The 15,091-nt window shown below is 36.2% G+C and carries 15 protein-coding genes and 2 riboswitches; of the genes, 13 read left to right on the top strand and 2 right to left on the bottom strand.

Annotated elements, in window-relative coordinates:
* Nucleotides 1–32: 32 nt before the first annotated feature.
* Nucleotides 33–141, top strand: a riboswitch (glycine riboswitch).
* 3 nt (nt 142–144) lie between these two features.
* Nucleotides 145–233, top strand: a riboswitch (glycine riboswitch).
* 418 nt (nt 234–651) lie between these two features.
* Genes gcvT through gcvPB form a run of 3 tightly spaced genes read left to right on the top strand, consistent with a single transcriptional unit; the run spans nt 652 to nt 4,591 of the window.
* Nucleotides 652–1,767, top strand: coding sequence for a glycine cleavage system aminomethyltransferase GcvT (gcvT, locus tag BN1066_RS17595; RefSeq protein WP_077320833.1), 1,116 nt, complete (start codon nt 652–654; stop codon nt 1,765–1,767).
* 12 nt (nt 1,768–1,779) lie between these two features.
* Nucleotides 1,780–3,129 carry an aminomethyl-transferring glycine dehydrogenase subunit GcvPA gene (gcvPA, locus tag BN1066_RS17590; RefSeq protein WP_077320831.1) on the top strand — a complete coding sequence of 450 codons (1,350 nt, stop codon included), beginning with the start codon at nt 1,780–1,782 and terminating at the stop codon, nt 3,127–3,129.
* Nucleotides 3,122–4,591 carry an aminomethyl-transferring glycine dehydrogenase subunit GcvPB gene (gene gcvPB, locus BN1066_RS17585; protein WP_077320829.1) on the top strand — a complete coding sequence of 490 codons (1,470 nt, stop codon included), beginning with the start codon at nt 3,122–3,124 and terminating at the stop codon, nt 4,589–4,591. Before gcvPA ends, gcvPB begins: the two co-directional genes overlap by 8 nt.
* A 344-nt stretch (nt 4,592–4,935) precedes the next feature.
* Here gcvPB and BN1066_RS17580 read toward each other — a convergent pair whose 3' ends face one another.
* Nucleotides 4,936–5,304 (bottom strand): rhodanese-like domain-containing protein, encoded by a 369-nt coding sequence (locus tag BN1066_RS17580; RefSeq protein WP_077321542.1) that lies wholly within the window; start codon nt 5,302–5,304, stop codon nt 4,936–4,938.
* A 405-nt stretch (nt 5,305–5,709) separates the two neighbouring features.
* Here BN1066_RS17580 and mntR point away from each other — a divergent pair, with 405 nt between their 5' ends.
* Both mntR and BN1066_RS17570 read left to right on the top strand, forming a co-directional pair.
* The gene (mntR, locus tag BN1066_RS17575; RefSeq protein ID WP_077320827.1) at nt 5,710–6,141 is read left to right on the top strand and encodes a transcriptional regulator MntR; all 432 of its coding nucleotides are present in this window, start codon (nt 5,710–5,712) and stop codon (nt 6,139–6,141) included.
* Nucleotides 6,142–6,242: 101 nt separating this feature from the next.
* Nucleotides 6,243–7,133, top strand: a complete 891-nt coding sequence (locus tag BN1066_RS17570) for a patatin-like phospholipase family protein (RefSeq protein ID WP_077320825.1) — start codon at nt 6,243–6,245, stop codon at nt 7,131–7,133.
* Between the two features lie 14 nt (nt 7,134–7,147).
* On the opposite strand, the gene BN1066_RS17565 is transcribed toward BN1066_RS17570, so the two are convergent.
* Nucleotides 7,148–7,528, bottom strand: a complete 381-nt coding sequence (locus BN1066_RS17565) for an SA1362 family protein (protein ID WP_077320823.1) — start codon at nt 7,526–7,528, stop codon at nt 7,148–7,150.
* A gap of 799 nt (nt 7,529–8,327) precedes the next feature.
* Between BN1066_RS17565 and BN1066_RS17560 the strand changes: the two genes are divergently transcribed.
* The 8 genes from BN1066_RS17560 to spoIIIAE all read left to right on the top strand — a co-directional run bounded on the left by BN1066_RS17560 (nt 8,328) and on the right by spoIIIAE (nt 15,085).
* On the top strand, nt 8,328–8,855 hold the full coding sequence (locus tag BN1066_RS17560) for a YqhR family membrane protein (protein ID WP_077320821.1): 528 nt from the start codon (nt 8,328–8,330) through the stop codon (nt 8,853–8,855).
* Between the two features lie 113 nt (nt 8,856–8,968).
* The gene (locus BN1066_RS17555; RefSeq protein WP_077320819.1) at nt 8,969–10,030 is read left to right on the top strand and encodes a M24 family metallopeptidase; all 1,062 of its coding nucleotides are present in this window, start codon (nt 8,969–8,971) and stop codon (nt 10,028–10,030) included.
* A 12-nt stretch (nt 10,031–10,042) separates the two neighbouring features.
* Nucleotides 10,043–10,606, top strand: coding sequence for an elongation factor P (gene efp / locus BN1066_RS17550; protein WP_077320817.1), 564 nt, complete (start codon nt 10,043–10,045; stop codon nt 10,604–10,606).
* A 1,066-nt stretch (nt 10,607–11,672) separates the two neighbouring features.
* The gene (gene spoIIIAA / locus BN1066_RS17545; protein WP_077320815.1) at nt 11,673–12,593 is read left to right on the top strand and encodes a stage III sporulation protein AA; all 921 of its coding nucleotides are present in this window, start codon (nt 11,673–11,675) and stop codon (nt 12,591–12,593) included.
* Nucleotides 12,594–12,596: 3 nt separating this feature from the next.
* Nucleotides 12,597–13,109, top strand: a complete 513-nt coding sequence (gene spoIIIAB, locus BN1066_RS17540) for a stage III sporulation protein SpoIIIAB (protein WP_077320813.1) — start codon at nt 12,597–12,599, stop codon at nt 13,107–13,109.
* Nucleotides 13,110–13,128: 19 nt separating this feature from the next.
* Nucleotides 13,129–13,335 carry a stage III sporulation protein AC gene (spoIIIAC, locus tag BN1066_RS17535; protein WP_077320811.1) on the top strand — a complete coding sequence of 69 codons (207 nt, stop codon included), beginning with the start codon at nt 13,129–13,131 and terminating at the stop codon, nt 13,333–13,335.
* Between the two features lie 5 nt (nt 13,336–13,340).
* Nucleotides 13,341–13,733: a stage III sporulation protein AD gene (gene spoIIIAD, locus BN1066_RS17530; RefSeq protein WP_077320809.1), complete on the top strand. Its 393-nt coding sequence runs from the start codon at nt 13,341–13,343 to the stop codon at nt 13,731–13,733.
* 176 nt (nt 13,734–13,909) lie between these two features.
* Complete coding sequence (gene spoIIIAE, locus BN1066_RS17525; protein WP_077320807.1) at nt 13,910–15,085, top strand: stage III sporulation protein AE; 1,176 nt, start codon at nt 13,910–13,912, stop codon at nt 15,083–15,085.
* The last annotated feature ends 6 nt before the right edge of the window (nt 15,086–15,091 follow it).

Genomic DNA, 15,091 nt, shown 5'->3' with positions numbered 1-15,091 from the left:
ATAACCAAAACGTTAATTTTTCATAAAAGCGAATGAATACAAGGGGAGAGCTTACGAATGCGGAGATGGTTCTTACCGTTATGTAACGCCGAAGGAGCAAGTGAAAGCGAATCTCTCAGGCAAACAGACTCTTGTAGGACGCGACTCTGGAGAGAGTTTACAAAGATGTAAACCACCCACGAAGCAAATACCAATATGCTATTGGTATGCAACTTTCTGGTAGCAGGACAGAGATTTCATTTCATGCAATGGATCTCTGTTTTTTACTGACTAAAAAATATCCATTTTACTTAATGGGTATTTTTGAAATGGTAGCTTTGTCTAGCTGATGCACTTAAAAAGTAATAAACTTCGATCTCTGCTTACAATCAGTTAACATTGGCTAACATTCAAGAACAAAAGCACTCTTTGAATGAAATTTCACTGTATCTAGTAAGAAGTTTTGCCGTTTGTACATGGCTAAGCTAACCAAGCTACACTTTTGTTCCACTATAGGAAAGTATAAAATTTTTAGGGTTTATCGTATAAGAAAAACGACAGCTTTCGCTAAAGACTTGGCGACAAGCCAAGTTTTTCTAACTGTCTAAACATCGGAAAATGGCATTGTTGAATTATTTTTTCAAATTTTCAGTCTGGAGAAGGAGTGGTGGGATGAGTAAATTAAAGCGGACACCTTTATTTCCCATTTATGCAGAACATGGAGCGAAAACGATTGATTTTGGTGGATGGGATCTTCCTGTACAATTCGCCGGTATTAAGCATGAACATGAAATAACAAGAACAAAGGCTGGGTTATTTGACGTTTCTCATATGGGGGAAATCGCTGTTAAAGGCCCGAAAAGTCTAGAATTTCTACAACAAATGGTAACGAATGATGTGGGAAAGTTAACGCCAAACCGTGCTCAATATACGTTTATGTGTTATGAGAATGGTGGAACTGTCGATGATTTTCTAATTTATATGCTTGATGATAATGATTATCTCCTTGTCGTCAATGCGGCTAACACAAAAAAAGATTATCAATGGCTAGTTCGTCATAATCAGTTTAGTGAGACTCAGTTAACTATTGAGGATATTTCCAGTAAATATGCGCAGCTTGCTTTACAAGGCCCTTTCGCTGAAGAAGTATTGCAAGCGTTAACAGATAAGGAATTATCAACTATTCGGTTTTTTCGCTTTGAAAATAATGTCAATTTCACTGGTATAGAGGAGACCGCACTTGTTTCACGAACGGGTTACACGGGTGAGGATGGATTTGAGATTTATATTCCAGCTGCTAGCGGAATAGCTTTATGGAAAACTATTTTACAAGCTGGTAAAGATAAGGGAGTAGAGCCAGTTGGGTTAGGGGCAAGAGATACATTGCGGTTTGAAGCAGGTCTGCCTTTATATGGTCAAGAGTTATCTCATACAATTAGCCCAGTAGAATCCGGTTTAGCCTTTGCAGTAAAAACGAATAAAGCAGTAGATTTCATTGGAAAAAAAGCATTGCAAAAACAGCTAGCAGAAGGTACAACCAGAAAACTTATCGGCTTAGAAATGATCGATAAAGGTATCCCGCGGACAGGATATGATGTCTATTATCAGGAAGCGCATGTTGGCTTTATTACTTCAGGAACGCAGGCACCAACGCTTAACAAAAATCTTGGTCTTGCTTTAGTGAATACAGACTATGCCGATATAGGTACTGAATTGACCGTGCAAGTTAGAAAACGGCAACTTCAAGCAAAAGTAGTCGAAACACCTTTTTATAAAAGAAAAAAATAGGGGGAGAATAGAATGGAATTTCGCTATTTGCCAATGACAGAAGATGATAAACAAACCATGCTTAGAAGCGTTGGAGTAAATGATACAGATGAGCTCTTCTCCGATATACCTAGAAAGGTGCGCCTAAAGCAGCCAATGAACTTAAAATCACCTGCAAATGAAGGAGATTTAAAGAAAGAATTAGCAAACATGGCAGCTAAAAATGCGAACTTAAAGCAGTATCATTGTTTCCTAGGTGCTGGCGTATATGATCACTATATTCCATCGGTTGTCAATCATGTCATTTCTAGATCTGAGTTCTATACTGCCTACACGCCTTATCAACCAGAGATTTCTCAAGGAGAATTGCAGGCGATTTTTGAATTTCAAACAATGATTTGTGAGTTGACAGGGTTGGATGTGGCCAATTCCTCTATGTATGATGGCGGTACTGCGTTAGCTGAAGCGGTAAACTTAAGCGCTGCTCAAACGAGAAGAAAAAAGATTTTAGTATCTCGTGCCGTTCATCCACAAAGTCGTGCAGTAATTGAAACCTATGCTAAGGGATCGGGTTTGACAATTGTATATATTGACACGAATAAAGGTGTGACTGATTTAGCTAACCTAGAAAAAGAATTAGATGATGAAACAGCGAGCGTAGTTATACAATATCCGAATTTCTTCGGTCTATTAGAACCGATGAAAGAAATCCAGACACTTTTATCAGATAAGAAGAAAACCATGTTTATTACTTCAAGCAATCCGTTAGCACTGGGATACCTGACACCACCTGCTGAATTTGGTGCTGATATAGTTGTTGGCGATACACAAGTATTTGGTATTCCTGCTCAATTTGGTGGGCCCCATTGTGGCTATTTTGCCACCACAAAAAAATTAATGCGTAAAGTTCCTGGACGCTTAGTGGGACAGACAATGGATGAAGATGGAGTTAGAGGCTTTGTACTGACTTTACAAGCACGAGAGCAACATATTCGGAGAGATAAGGCCACTTCTAATATTTGCTCGAATCAAGCATTGAATGCATTAGCTAGTGCAGTAGCAATGAGTGCTCTTGGCAAGCGCGGTTTGAAAAAAATGGCTGCTTTAAATATGAAAAAGGCACGTTATGCAAAGCAAAAGCTTGAAGAAGCAGGTTTTACCATTATTTATGATGGTACATTTTTCAATGAATTTGTTATTCAATTAGATAAGCCTGTTGCTGAAGTAAATGAACAATTACTTGAGAGAGGGATTATCGGTGGCTATGATCTAGAAAGAGATTATCCTAATATGTCTGGACAGATGCTCGTTGCGGTTACAGAAAACCGGAGTGCTGAAGAAATTGATAAGTTTGTCAAAGAATTGGGGGATTTAAATGAATAGACAAGATTTTCCACTTATCTTTGAACGAAGCAAACCTGGAAGAACAAGCTACAGCTTACCAGAATTAGATGTACCTGATGTAGACTTGGAACAGGAGCTTGGAGAAACGTATATTCGTAAAGAAGCTGCTAATCTTCCGGAAATTAGTGAACTGGATTTGATAAGACATTATACTGCGCTCTCCACACGAAATTACGGAGTAGACTCGGGTTTTTATCCCCTGGGTTCATGTACAATGAAATACAACCCAAAGATTAATGAAGATGTCGCTCGAATGGAAGGCTTTAGCCATATTCATCCTGATCAGCCTGAAAGTAGTGTACAAGGTGCGATGGCAATGATGTATGATCTACAACAATCCTTATGTGAAATTACAGGTATGGATGAAGTTTCTTTGCAATCTGCTGCTGGAGCGCAAGGCGAATGGACAGCATTAATGATGATTCGTGCTTTTCATGAAGCAAATGGTGATTATCAGCGTACAAAAGTAATCGTGCCGGATTCAGCACATGGAACCAACCCAGCCTCTGCTACTGTTGCCGGATTTGAAGCAGTAACTGTCCAATCCAATGATCAAGGATTAGTTGATTTAGAAGATTTAAAACGAGTAGTTGGTCCAGATACAGCAGCACTTATGTTAACGAATCCGAATACGCTGGGCTTATTTGAAACAGAAATTGAAGAAATGGCAAAGATTGTCCATGATGCTGGAGGTAAAATGTATTATGACGGGGCTAATTTAAATGCAATTATGGGCTATGCCCGTCCCGGCGATATGGGGTTTGATGCCGTACATTTAAACTTGCATAAAACCTTTACTGGACCCCATGGCGGTGGTGGACCCGGTTCTGGTCCTGTTGGCGTAACAGAAGAATTAAAGCCTTTCCTCCCTAAACCATTGTTAGAAAAGAGTGGAGATCGTTATTTATTTAAGGATGATCTGCCGCAATCCATTGGTAGAGTAAAACCGTATTATGGTAATTTTGGAATTTATTTAAGAGCCTATACGTATATCCGAACAATGGGAGCTGAAGGTTTGAAAAAGGTTAGTGAATACGCTGTGCTTAATGCTAACTATTTAATGCGTAATCTGGAAAAAGAATACGATCTTCCATTTAAGCAGCATTGCAAACATGAATTTGTTCTTTCCGGAAAACGACAGAAAAAACTGGGTGTACGTACTTTAGATATAGCAAAACGTTTATTAGACTATGGTTATCATCCACCGACAATTTACTTTCCTCTCAATGTCGAGGAAGCATTAATGATTGAGCCCACTGAAACCGAATCAAAAGAGACATTGGATGGTTTTATTGAAACAATGTTGCAGATAGCAAAAGAGGTTAGAGAGGAACCAGAATTAGTACAGGAAGCGCCACATCATACGATTGTTAAACGAATGGATGAAACGACAGCTGCTAGAAAACCAATTTTGCGGTATAAGCCTAAGTCAGAAGTTTGAATATGATTTTTACTTAAGTGTATAGTCTTACCTTTGTTAAAAAACACCATGGTTATATTAACCATGGTGTTTTTTATATGCTAAAGATATCAGGTTTAGCAAAAACCGTTATAGTTGAAACATTCAGCTTGTATATATAACAATACTAGCAGTCTGATTTAGTATACGATTTGCTGGTTTTTTATACTGTCTCTGAGATGCTACTTTTTAATACAAGTCCCAATTAGCTAACAGATTGGTAAAAGCTACTTGAATACATCGCACCCGAGGATATCTCGGGTGTCTGTCCTTTTGATTTACTTCTATTCGTATTAGAAAACAATGTTTACGAAAGAAGTGTAGCTTTATTTTTTAATTTTGCCTGTCCACTTTTTAAATCCGCCTTTTAAGACACTGATATCCTTATAACCTTTTTTATGCAAAAGTTGAGCGGCACGAGCTGCTCGCGCACCACTTTGGCAATAAAGATACACAGGCTTGTCTTTGCGCAATTCCACTAATCGTTGTTTCATTTGTGTAACGGGAATATTTCTCGCACCTAAGATATGTCCGCGTTTAAACTCTTGTGGTTCACGTACATCTATCAGTTGTGCTTTACGATATCCTTCACGAAATTGATCTTCTGTCAATGTTTTCAAATACATTCTCTGTCTAAAATAACGAAATACTAGAAATGCTATGAAAACAACGATGAGTAAAACTAAAATTTCCATTGCTTTTCCCCCGTCTATCAACATTTGTACATCCTCTATTATAGGTGTAAAACCTTGATTTTTCAAAACTTATTTATAAGGATGTTCAAAAATGTGGATGAAAAAGCACTTTTTCTATACTGGCTAGCTCTGATTTTTGGCATACACACGAATATCTAAACTCTTTAAAAATAAATGCTATGTTTCACAGATTATGATAAAGAAGTTATAGTCTTTGAGCATAACTATGTTAAATTCATCACTTATTTGCTATTACGAATCTAACGTAACCGTAAATTCGGCAAAATCATTTGAATATATAATATATGGGTGTTATAGCTTGTTTCTTGGTTAACATTCCTGTATCCTTTAAGGTGAAACAATTTTGCGTTCGACAAAAAATATTTTTGAAATGGAGGAGCATAAATGCCTACACCTAGTATGGAAGATTATATAGAGCAGATTTATAATTTAATGGAATCTAAAGGGTATGCCCGTGTCTCTGATATTGCAGAGGAACTAGAAGTTCATCCGTCTTCGGTTACAAAAATGATTCAAAAGTTAGATCGTGATGATTATTTAGACTATGAAAAATACCGCGGTTTTGTTTTAACAAAAAAGGGCAAAAAAATTGGCGAGCGACTCGTATTTCGTCATGAATTATTAGAAGAATTTTTAAATATAATCGGTGTGGATCATGAGAATATTTATAATGATGTAGAAGGAATTGAACATCATTTAAGTTGGAATTCAATTGATCGTATTGGTGATGTGGTCAATTATTTCAAAGCAGATGAGAAGCGTCTAGCAGAATTGAAGAAAATTCATCAAGCGTCTGAAGTTGAAAGCAGTAAATAACGACTTAAATTTAAAATATTTTAAATTTAAGTTCTAATTGCCTTTTTCATTGCTTACACATAAGGTAAATATCACATTTAGCAATGAAGAGGGGAAGGCTTATGCGAATTGACGGAGTTTTTTCAGGTGGCGGAGTAAAGGCTTATGCCTTTATCGGAGTTATGAAGCGCATTGAGGAAGAAGGGCTGGCATTTGAGCGAGTAGCAGGAACATCAGCAGGTGCTATTATTGCTTCTTTACTTGCTGCACGCTACAGTTATCATGATATTCGCACATTAATGGAAGAGTTGAACCTAAAGAACCTTTTAGATCCTCCCGTAATTACAAAATGGCTACCATTTACAAAATGGTTGTTCTTATATTTTCAGCTTGGCATAAATAAAGGGAACAAATTAGAAGGATGGATTGGTGAAAAGCTAGCTGTTAAACATATATATACATTTAAAGATATTCATCCTGACTATTTAAAAGTAATAGCTAGTGATATTTCTTTAGGAAAGCTAGTAGTTATCCCAGACGATTTAGAACGAATTTATGGTATTCCACCTGAACATTTTCCTGTCGCAACAGCAATTCGGATGAGTGCAGGCTTCCCTTATTTTTTTATGCCTAAAAAGCTATCAGGCAAAAATAAAACAAAAAGTCTTATGGTCGATGGCGGCTTGTTAAGTAATTTTCCATTATGGGTTTTTGGAGAAGACCATAATAAACGCAAGCGCCCGGTTTTAGGTGTAAAATTAAGCGCAGCTTCTGTGCATTTAAAACCCCGAAAAATAAAAACGGCCTTGGCTATGTTTCATGCCTTATTTTTAACGATGATAGAAGCTCATGATAGTAGATATGTATCTATGTCACAAGCAAACAATATTATTTTTATTCCAGTAGAAAATTTGGAAAGCACGGACTTTAATATTGATAATGATATAAAGAAAAAGTTAATTCAAGCAGGTTATGAACAGACAAGTAGGTTTTTAAGGAGTTGGCCAAGATAAAAAAGGATCGTGCTTTAGAACGAAGCACGATCCTTTTTCTTTGTTGATTTATTCCCATCAATAACACGTAAATGAGGGGCTCGTTTAAGTCGCTTTTTTCGTTGTTGAGAAATCGTTGATTGACCCTTCACAGCAGCAGGTTTGTTGGCTTGGTGACGTTGATACTTTGCCTTCGATTGTTTTACGGCTTGACGATACTTTTTCATTTCATTGGAACTATTTCGTTTTCGAATAAACAGGAAATAAAAGATGGAAAATAAAGCAACTCCAATTCCAATTGAAATAAAAATGCTATTGATAAAGCTGACAGTATTGGTAAACAACTGTGATAAAAGACCGACTAGAGCTAAACCAAGAATAATATACACTGGAATAGAAATAGATCTTCGTTTCATTATCGATGTTCCTCCTTATCAGGTTATGCACTATTATAATCATTTCTATTCATAATCTTACAATTTAAATATTGATGTATAGACCTTTATACGAATGTCCGAAAAGTCCGGTGAAAATAATGCATGGACCCTTTGAATATATAAAATTTTAGCGTTAGGACGACGTAGGTGAAAACGTTTAATGTCTAACGTATCCTTTCTTGTGACTGGGTAATGACCTTTAGTCAAAGGACTGGGAGCTAGGCAGGTTTTCATGATCGAGAAAATTATAAAATTGGCTCATAGCGGATAATTTTTGTATGACATTACTCCATATCCAGCGAGATAAGCCCCTCAAGACTACTCTTACTGAGACCAGGCAGATTCCTCTCGCAGTTTTATCGTTTATTGGACTAACCAAGGTGCTTGCACCGTATCAAACTGTATACACTCGGTACAGCGAAACTAAGCTATTTCAAACTTTGCATATCTATTTATTCTTTTTGAACATGTTCTTTATGTTAGTATTAACTTAATTAAGAAATTTATTCCTTTTTTGTACTATAGGAAAGTGTATAAAATTTTTTTAGGCTTTATAGTATAAGAAAAACTATGGCTTTCACTAAAGACTTGGCGACAAGCCAAGTCTTTCTAATCTTTATTTTATTCGAAAACCATCAAAACGAACCGGTTATGCATTTGAGAACCTTTCATTACCTTTATTTTACTGCAATGCTGCATAAATAACTAGAGATAATCAACGAAATTTAATGGATTGGTTCGTAAACAACTGGTCATACTAAACTTGGAGGTGTATAGTATGGCAGAGCAAAAGAAACAATTAGAGCAGAATCAACATGAAACCCCAATGACAATTCTAGCAAGATCTTTATTGACTGGTTTTATTGGCGGTGTCTTTTGGAGTATCTTTGGGACGGTTCTGTATTATTTTAATTTTTCTGAGGTTGCACCTAAATCTTTTATACTAAGTTCTTGGATTCAAGCAGAATGGGTTGATACATGGTTAGGAAATGTGATAACTATTTTTATTATTGGGTTGCTCTCAATTGGAACAGCGCTTATTTATTATGGACTATTTAAAAAAATTAACTCGATGTGGGTAGGTGCGGTTTTTGGGATTCTTTTATGGATTGTAATTTTTTACATCATGAATCCCATTTTTTCAACGGTACCACCACTAACTAAACTTCATATGGATACAATAGCATCTACAAGCTGTTTATTTATCTTGTACGGAACCTTTATCGGTTATTCCATTTCATATGATTATCATGATTTGCAAGGATCAAATAATCAATCAAATAATCAGAAGACAGAAAAGGTATAGACATAAATGCATGTGAAGTTATATTATTCAAATGGAACGCTTTATGATAAACTGGATACAGTCTTGTGTTCCTGTATCCATAACAAAGAAAACATAAGGAAAGGGATGAAATAATGAGCAAGCTAACAAAATTACGGCAAACGCTTGAGGAGAAGAAGCTAGATGGTATCTTAGTATCTAGTCCCATTAATCGACGTTACATTACTGGATTTACTGGTACTGCCGGAACCGCCATCATTAGCCAGACGGATGCTCGTTTTATAACAGATTTTCGCTATACGAAACAAGCGAACGAACAGATTAAGGATTTTAAAGTAATTGAGTACCAGGATAGTCTAATCGAAGAAATTAAGAACCAACTAAAGGAAATGAATATTACTCATCTTGGGTTTGAGAAAGAGCATGTTACATATCATCAATATGAACAGTTTCGAGATTCATTTGATGTTACACTTGTTCCTGTCAGTGGTATGTTAGAAGCATTACGGTTAATTAAAACAGACGATGAATTAGCAATTATGAAACAAGCTGCTAAAATAGCAGATGATGCTTTTGAACATATTCAATCCTTTATTAAACCAGGTGTAAGAGAAATTGATATTTCAAATGAATTGGAATTTTTTATGCGTAAGCAAGGTGCCACAGCATCTAGTTTTGATACTATTGTAGCTTCTGGAGAACGATCTGCTTTACCACACGGTGTTGCCTCAAATAAAAAAATCCAAACGGGTGAACTGGTTACGCTAGATTACGGAGCATTATATAAAGGTTATTGTTCGGATATTACTCGAACGGTAGCGGTTGGCGAAATAAATGAGCAATTACATTCGATTTACCATATTGTACTCGAGGCTCAATTACGTGGTGTAACTGCTATTAAGCCTGGTATTACTGGAAAAGAAGCAGATGCGGTAACAAGAGATTATATTACAGAACAAGGGTATGGTAAATATTTCGGCCATTCTACCGGCCATGGGCTTGGAATGGAAGTGCATGAGGCTCCTTCTCTATCGTTTCGTTCTGATAAAATATTAGATCCAGGTATGGTAGTCACGGTAGAGCCGGGGATTTACATTCCTGGAGTTGGTGGTTGTAGGATTGAAGATGATGTTGTAATTACTAAAACAGGTAATGAACGACTTACACAAGCGCCAAAAGAATTAATTCATTTGTAATGGAGGCATAATATGATTTCAGTTAATGATTTTAAGACAGGATTAACCATAGAAGTAGATAATGATATCTGGCAAGTAATGGAATTTCAACATGTAAAACCAGGAAAAGGTGCAGCATTTGTCAGATCAAAGCTTAGAAACTTGCGTAGTGGAAATATCCAAGAGAAAACGTTTCGTGCTGGGGAAAAAGTTGCGAAAGCACATATTGAAACGAAAAAAATGCAATATTTATATGCTTCTGGTGATATGCACGCATTTATGGATACAAATACGTATGAACAAATTGAGCTTTCCAGCAGTCAAATAGAACATGAATTGAAATTTATGAAAGAAAATATGGAAGTATCGATTGTTATGTATGGAGGGGAAATTCTTGGTGTACAACTTCCAAATAACGTAGAATTAGAAGTTGTAGAAACAGAACCAGGTATTAAAGGGGATACTGCAAGTGGTGGATCAAAGCCGGCTACATTAGAAACAGGGCACACCTTACAAGTTCCTTTCTTCATTAACCAAGGAGATATTATCGTAGTAAGTACTTCAGATGGAAAATATGTATCACGAGCTAATAAATAAAAACCAGTCCTAGGTGCTGCGGGGCTCGGACGTAAGCAAATACTAATTAGCACAAACCGAACAATTCATCTATAATTGTTCGGTTTGTTTGTGCTTAGAAAAACTTGGCTTGTCGCCAAGTCTTTAGCGAAAGCCATAGTTTTCTTATACTATAAAGTGAAACTTCATTCAGTAGGAGTTTTCTTCCATCTCCTAATGAATGTTAGTACCACAAGGGTATGACCTAAAGGCCCTTGAACGAATCGGGCATTTAGGTGCCGTCTTCTCCCACTTAGCCCCTTTTGAATCAACTCCAAGATTTTGAAGTGGGAGGTCTTGCGGCACTTACATGCGGGATAAAGCCTAAAAATTTTATACTTTCTTATAGTGTAAAAACCTTACCTATCCTCGCTACGTCAACCTATTTCGCTTTCCGCAAATCTCCTGCCTAGCCAAGCGCATGCTAGATGCTAGCTTTATAACTTTTTTTGAAAAGTAGGATCATCTAGCATAAGCGCTCGCACAGCTAGCAAACTTCAATCTCCTTCCTACGATAAGTTAACATCGGCTCAGAATCTAAAGAAAGGCCGACTAAAAGCGGTCTCTCCGATTAGGCGTCGGCATCTCTCTGTTTTAGAGGCATGTTTCCTTTTTCTTGTCAGAAGAACTTCTGTTGATAAGACACTAACTCGCTTCTAGCTTTTGTTCTTGTTCGTTAAAAAGCAAAGCATAAAAATTTGCTTTAGAGGGCAGATTTTCAGTCAAAAAAGTTTTAATTATAAGTCCTACGCTTCAGATCATCTTCACATATCGCTAGAATCCTTACCGGTAGTGACTCTACATGTAACACATCATACATATTGAATGATTTTTAGAAGAAAATAAAATCCACTTTATGCTTAGGTGTAATAATACATTTAGTTCAAAAGATTAACTAGCTATATCGTAAACTTTCATATCATGATAATTATTGCATAAGTATATGAGTAATAGAAAATTGCTAGTTTGATGTGAAGTCATATTTTGTCCTTCCCTGCATACATTTACTATTAGATAATGCAAGAAAAAAAGCGAGGGAAGAAAAGCGATGAATGAGATCAGCCGGCTATTTCCAAATCAACTACAAACAGAATTAGATAGAGCTCTTACTAATAGATGGGAACATTTACAAGAAATTCGCTTACGTTTACAACAACCGATCGAGCTTATTTTCAATCAGTCGCATGAACAATTAGTTTATTTAAAGCCGGACAAGCATGATTTTGTCCACATTATTCAGCAATTAAGTGATTATTCTTTATACCGCATGGAAGAAGAACTACGAGAAGGCTATATGACAATTGAAGGTGGGCATAGAGTCGGCTTAGCTGGAAAGGTAAACACGTTAAATGGATCTGTGAAAGCTATCCAATATATCACTTTTTTAAATATTCGTATTGCTAAACAAAAAATCGGAGCTGCTAGTAAGTTAATGCCTTATTTATATAATAGAGGTTATAAGAATACATTAATTATAGGGGCACCACAAACCGGAAAGACAACGTTAATTCGTGATATAGCAAGGATAATTTCATCTGGTTCGAATCAAGTGTCGCCACTTAAAGTCGGAGTGATTGATGAACGTTCGGAAATTGCGGCTTCCATCAATGGTGTTCCTCAACATGATTTAGGGACAAGAACAGATGTGATGGATGCCTGTCCTAAAGCCGAAGGAATGATGATGATGATCCGTTCCATGTCACCGGAAGTACTGATTGTTGATGAAATTGGCGGCAATAAAGATGTGGAAGCATTATTAGAAGCACTACATGCTGGAGTCGTTGTCATCTGCACGGTACATGGTTATACACTAGATGAATTAAAGCGCAGACCAGCTATAAAGCGGTTGCTTACACAAGGAATCTTTCAGCGCTTTGTTTTATTACACCGTACATCTATACCTGGGAGTTCATATACGATTTATGATGAAAACGAGAGAAATATGCTGCAACAAAAATCGGGGGTCTAATTCATGGTTTGGTTAGGAGCGCTTATGTTAATTGCAACGACAACATGGGTTGGATTTGAGTGGAGCAGTCGCTTGGCCAATAGGCCGAAGCATATTAGACAAGTGAAAAATGCATTACAAATCTTAGAGGCAGAAATGATGTATAGTCAACTGCCATTACAGGAAGCTTTTCATGCCATTAAAAAACAAACCCCTTTTCCCATCCATGCATTTTTTGATCGTCTTTATAAAAATATGCATCAAGAAAGTAAAGACTTTAAAATCGTTTGGGCCAACAGTTTAGATGAATTGATGGATATTTCCTGTCTAGGAAAAAATGAAAAAGAAATTTTAATGCAGTTTGGACAAACACTAGGTCAGCATGATTTTAATCAACAGCAAAAACATATTTATTTGGCTAGAAGTCATCTCGAACGTGAATTGGAAAATGCCAATGATCAGTATGAAAAATATGGAAGAATGGCAAAAAGCTTAGGTGTGTTATGCGGTTTATTTATCGTATTACTGCTTCTATAGATGAAAGGAGTTAACCCCAATGTTAACAGACGCTACTATTTTATTTCAGATTGCTGGAATAGGTATTATTGTTGCATTAATCCATACGATCTTAAAACAAATGGGTAAGGAAGAAATAGCACAATTTGCAACTTTGATCGGATTTATCATTGTCCTTGTACTAGTTATTGATGGTTTATCTGAACTATTTCAGCAGATAAAATCTGTATTTCTATTTCAAGGGTAATTACGATGGAGATTTTACAAATTGTAACATTGGGGATAGTTGCTACGTTGCTATTTCTTATTTTGAAAAATGTAAATCAAACCTTTGCTTTCTTCGTTATCTTGATTACCGGAATAATAATTTTCATATCCGTTATACAACAGATTAACAGTATTTTTCAATTGATTAAAACATTAGGTACAAAAGCGCAAGTAGATGGGATGTATTTGGAAACTATCTTAAAAATTATTGGTATTGCCTATATAGCTGAGTTAGGTGCAAGTATTACAAAGGATGCGGGTCTTACATCCGTAGCTAGCAAGATTGAATTAGCAGGTAAAATATTCATTTTGCTTCTAGCTATTCCGATTATTACGGCTGTGATTGAAGCTATTTTAAGATTTATACCTGCAGCATAGAGTGACAGATACAAGGGAAACAATGGAGCTTATTATTATCATGCTATTTCAACGTAGAACGAAGCTTTCGCTAAAGATTTGGCGACAAGCCAAGTTTTTTAATCAGAAATCCTGCTCTTTGATCAATAAACAATACTTGATTTTTATTTTATCCCGGAAAGGAGCTTTTATCGTGGATGAAATATAAATTTACAATCACGTTTATAATTTGTACATTATCCTTTTTCTTTCTGGGGCAAGAGCCGCTTGCAGCAAGTACTTCGGAGGACGACGTACAATCCGGTATATTAGATGAAATATCTTTAGAAGAAGTGGAAAATCACTGGAATAAGATTAGTAAAGAGTATGGCGGCTACATGCCTGAATTAGAAAAAACAAGTGTTTATGAGTTTATTAAAGAACAAGAATCATTTTCATTAAAACATACCCTTATTGGTTTTGTGCAATTTTTGTTCCATGAATTAATTTTAAACGGCAAACTACTAGGATTGCTTCTAATGTTAACCTTATTCTCAGTTATCCTACAGACAATGCAGCATGCATTTGAGGCAAGTACAGTAAGTAAAATTGCCTATTTTGTTGTCTACATCGTACTTATATTTTTAGCATTAAATAGTTTTTATTCTGCTGTAACCTATGCAAAGGATGCAATAGATAGTATGAGCAGCTTTATGATTGCATTGTTACCACTCGTTCTTGGCTTAATGGCTTCATTTGGTAATGTTGTAACTGTATCTTTTTTCCATCCGATCATCATTTTTCTGGTTAATTCTGGAGGCTTAATTGTTTCAGCTGTTGTTTTACCTTTATTGTTTCTAGCTGCGTTATTGCTAATAGTAAGTAGTCTAAATGAAAATTATCAAGTGACACACTTAGCAAATTTGTTTAAAAATGTAGGATTAGGTATACTTGGTGTTTTTTTCACTATTTTTCTTAGTGTGATGTCCGTACAGGGAGCTGCCAGTGCTATTCAAGATGGTGTAGCGATGAAAACCGCTAAATTTATAACCGGCAATTTCATTCCAGTAGTCGGTCGAACAATGACGGATGCAGCGGATACTGTATTAAGCGCTTCTTTATTATTAAAAAACGCAGTAGGTATTGTCGGGGTAATTATCATATTATTTATTGCACTTTTCCCTGCTTTAAAAATTTTTGCTATTGCGATCATTTATAAACTGGCAGCGGCAATATTACAACCAATTGGTGACGGGCCAGTCATTACAACATTAAATACGATTAGTAAATATATCGTCTTTATCCTGGCTTCTCTACTTGCCGTTTCCTTCATGTTTTTTTTAGCAATTGTCATCATTATAGTAGCAAGTAATCTGACACTGCTTTTACGATAGGGTGAT

Source organism: Virgibacillus proomii (assembly GCF_900162615.1).
Classification (GTDB): domain Bacteria; phylum Bacillota; class Bacilli; order Bacillales; family Amphibacillaceae; genus Virgibacillus; species Virgibacillus proomii.
Note: the sequence above shows the minus strand (reverse complement) of the source record. Positions and strands in the feature narration are given on the sequence as shown.

Coding starts and splice junctions, on each gene's coding strand:
- BN1066_RS17580 (WP_077321542.1), bottom strand. CDS start 5,304: ATGGAAATTTTAGTTTTACTCATCGTTGTTTTCATAGCATTTCTAGTA.
- efp (WP_077320817.1), top strand. CDS start 10,043: ATGATTTCAGTTAATGATTTTAAGACAGGATTAACCATAGAAGTAGAT.
- spoIIIAC (WP_077320811.1), top strand. CDS start 13,129: ATGTTAACAGACGCTACTATTTTATTTCAGATTGCTGGAATAGGTATT.
- spoIIIAE (WP_077320807.1), top strand. CDS start 13,910: ATGAAATATAAATTTACAATCACGTTTATAATTTGTACATTATCCTTT.
- BN1066_RS17555 (WP_077320819.1), top strand. CDS start 8,969: ATGAGCAAGCTAACAAAATTACGGCAAACGCTTGAGGAGAAGAAGCTA.
- BN1066_RS17565 (WP_077320823.1), bottom strand. CDS start 7,528: ATGAAACGAAGATCTATTTCTATTCCAGTGTATATTATTCTTGGTTTA.
- spoIIIAD (WP_077320809.1), top strand. CDS start 13,341: ATGGAGATTTTACAAATTGTAACATTGGGGATAGTTGCTACGTTGCTA.
- gcvT (WP_077320833.1), top strand. CDS start 652: ATGAGTAAATTAAAGCGGACACCTTTATTTCCCATTTATGCAGAACAT.
- BN1066_RS17560 (WP_077320821.1), top strand. CDS start 8,328: ATGGCAGAGCAAAAGAAACAATTAGAGCAGAATCAACATGAAACCCCA.
- gcvPB (WP_077320829.1), top strand. CDS start 3,122: ATGAATAGACAAGATTTTCCACTTATCTTTGAACGAAGCAAACCTGGA.
- BN1066_RS17570 (WP_077320825.1), top strand. CDS start 6,243: ATGCGAATTGACGGAGTTTTTTCAGGTGGCGGAGTAAAGGCTTATGCC.
- spoIIIAA (WP_077320815.1), top strand. CDS start 11,673: ATGAATGAGATCAGCCGGCTATTTCCAAATCAACTACAAACAGAATTA.
- spoIIIAB (WP_077320813.1), top strand. CDS start 12,597: ATGGTTTGGTTAGGAGCGCTTATGTTAATTGCAACGACAACATGGGTT.
- gcvPA (WP_077320831.1), top strand. CDS start 1,780: ATGGAATTTCGCTATTTGCCAATGACAGAAGATGATAAACAAACCATG.
- mntR (WP_077320827.1), top strand. CDS start 5,710: ATGCCTACACCTAGTATGGAAGATTATATAGAGCAGATTTATAATTTA.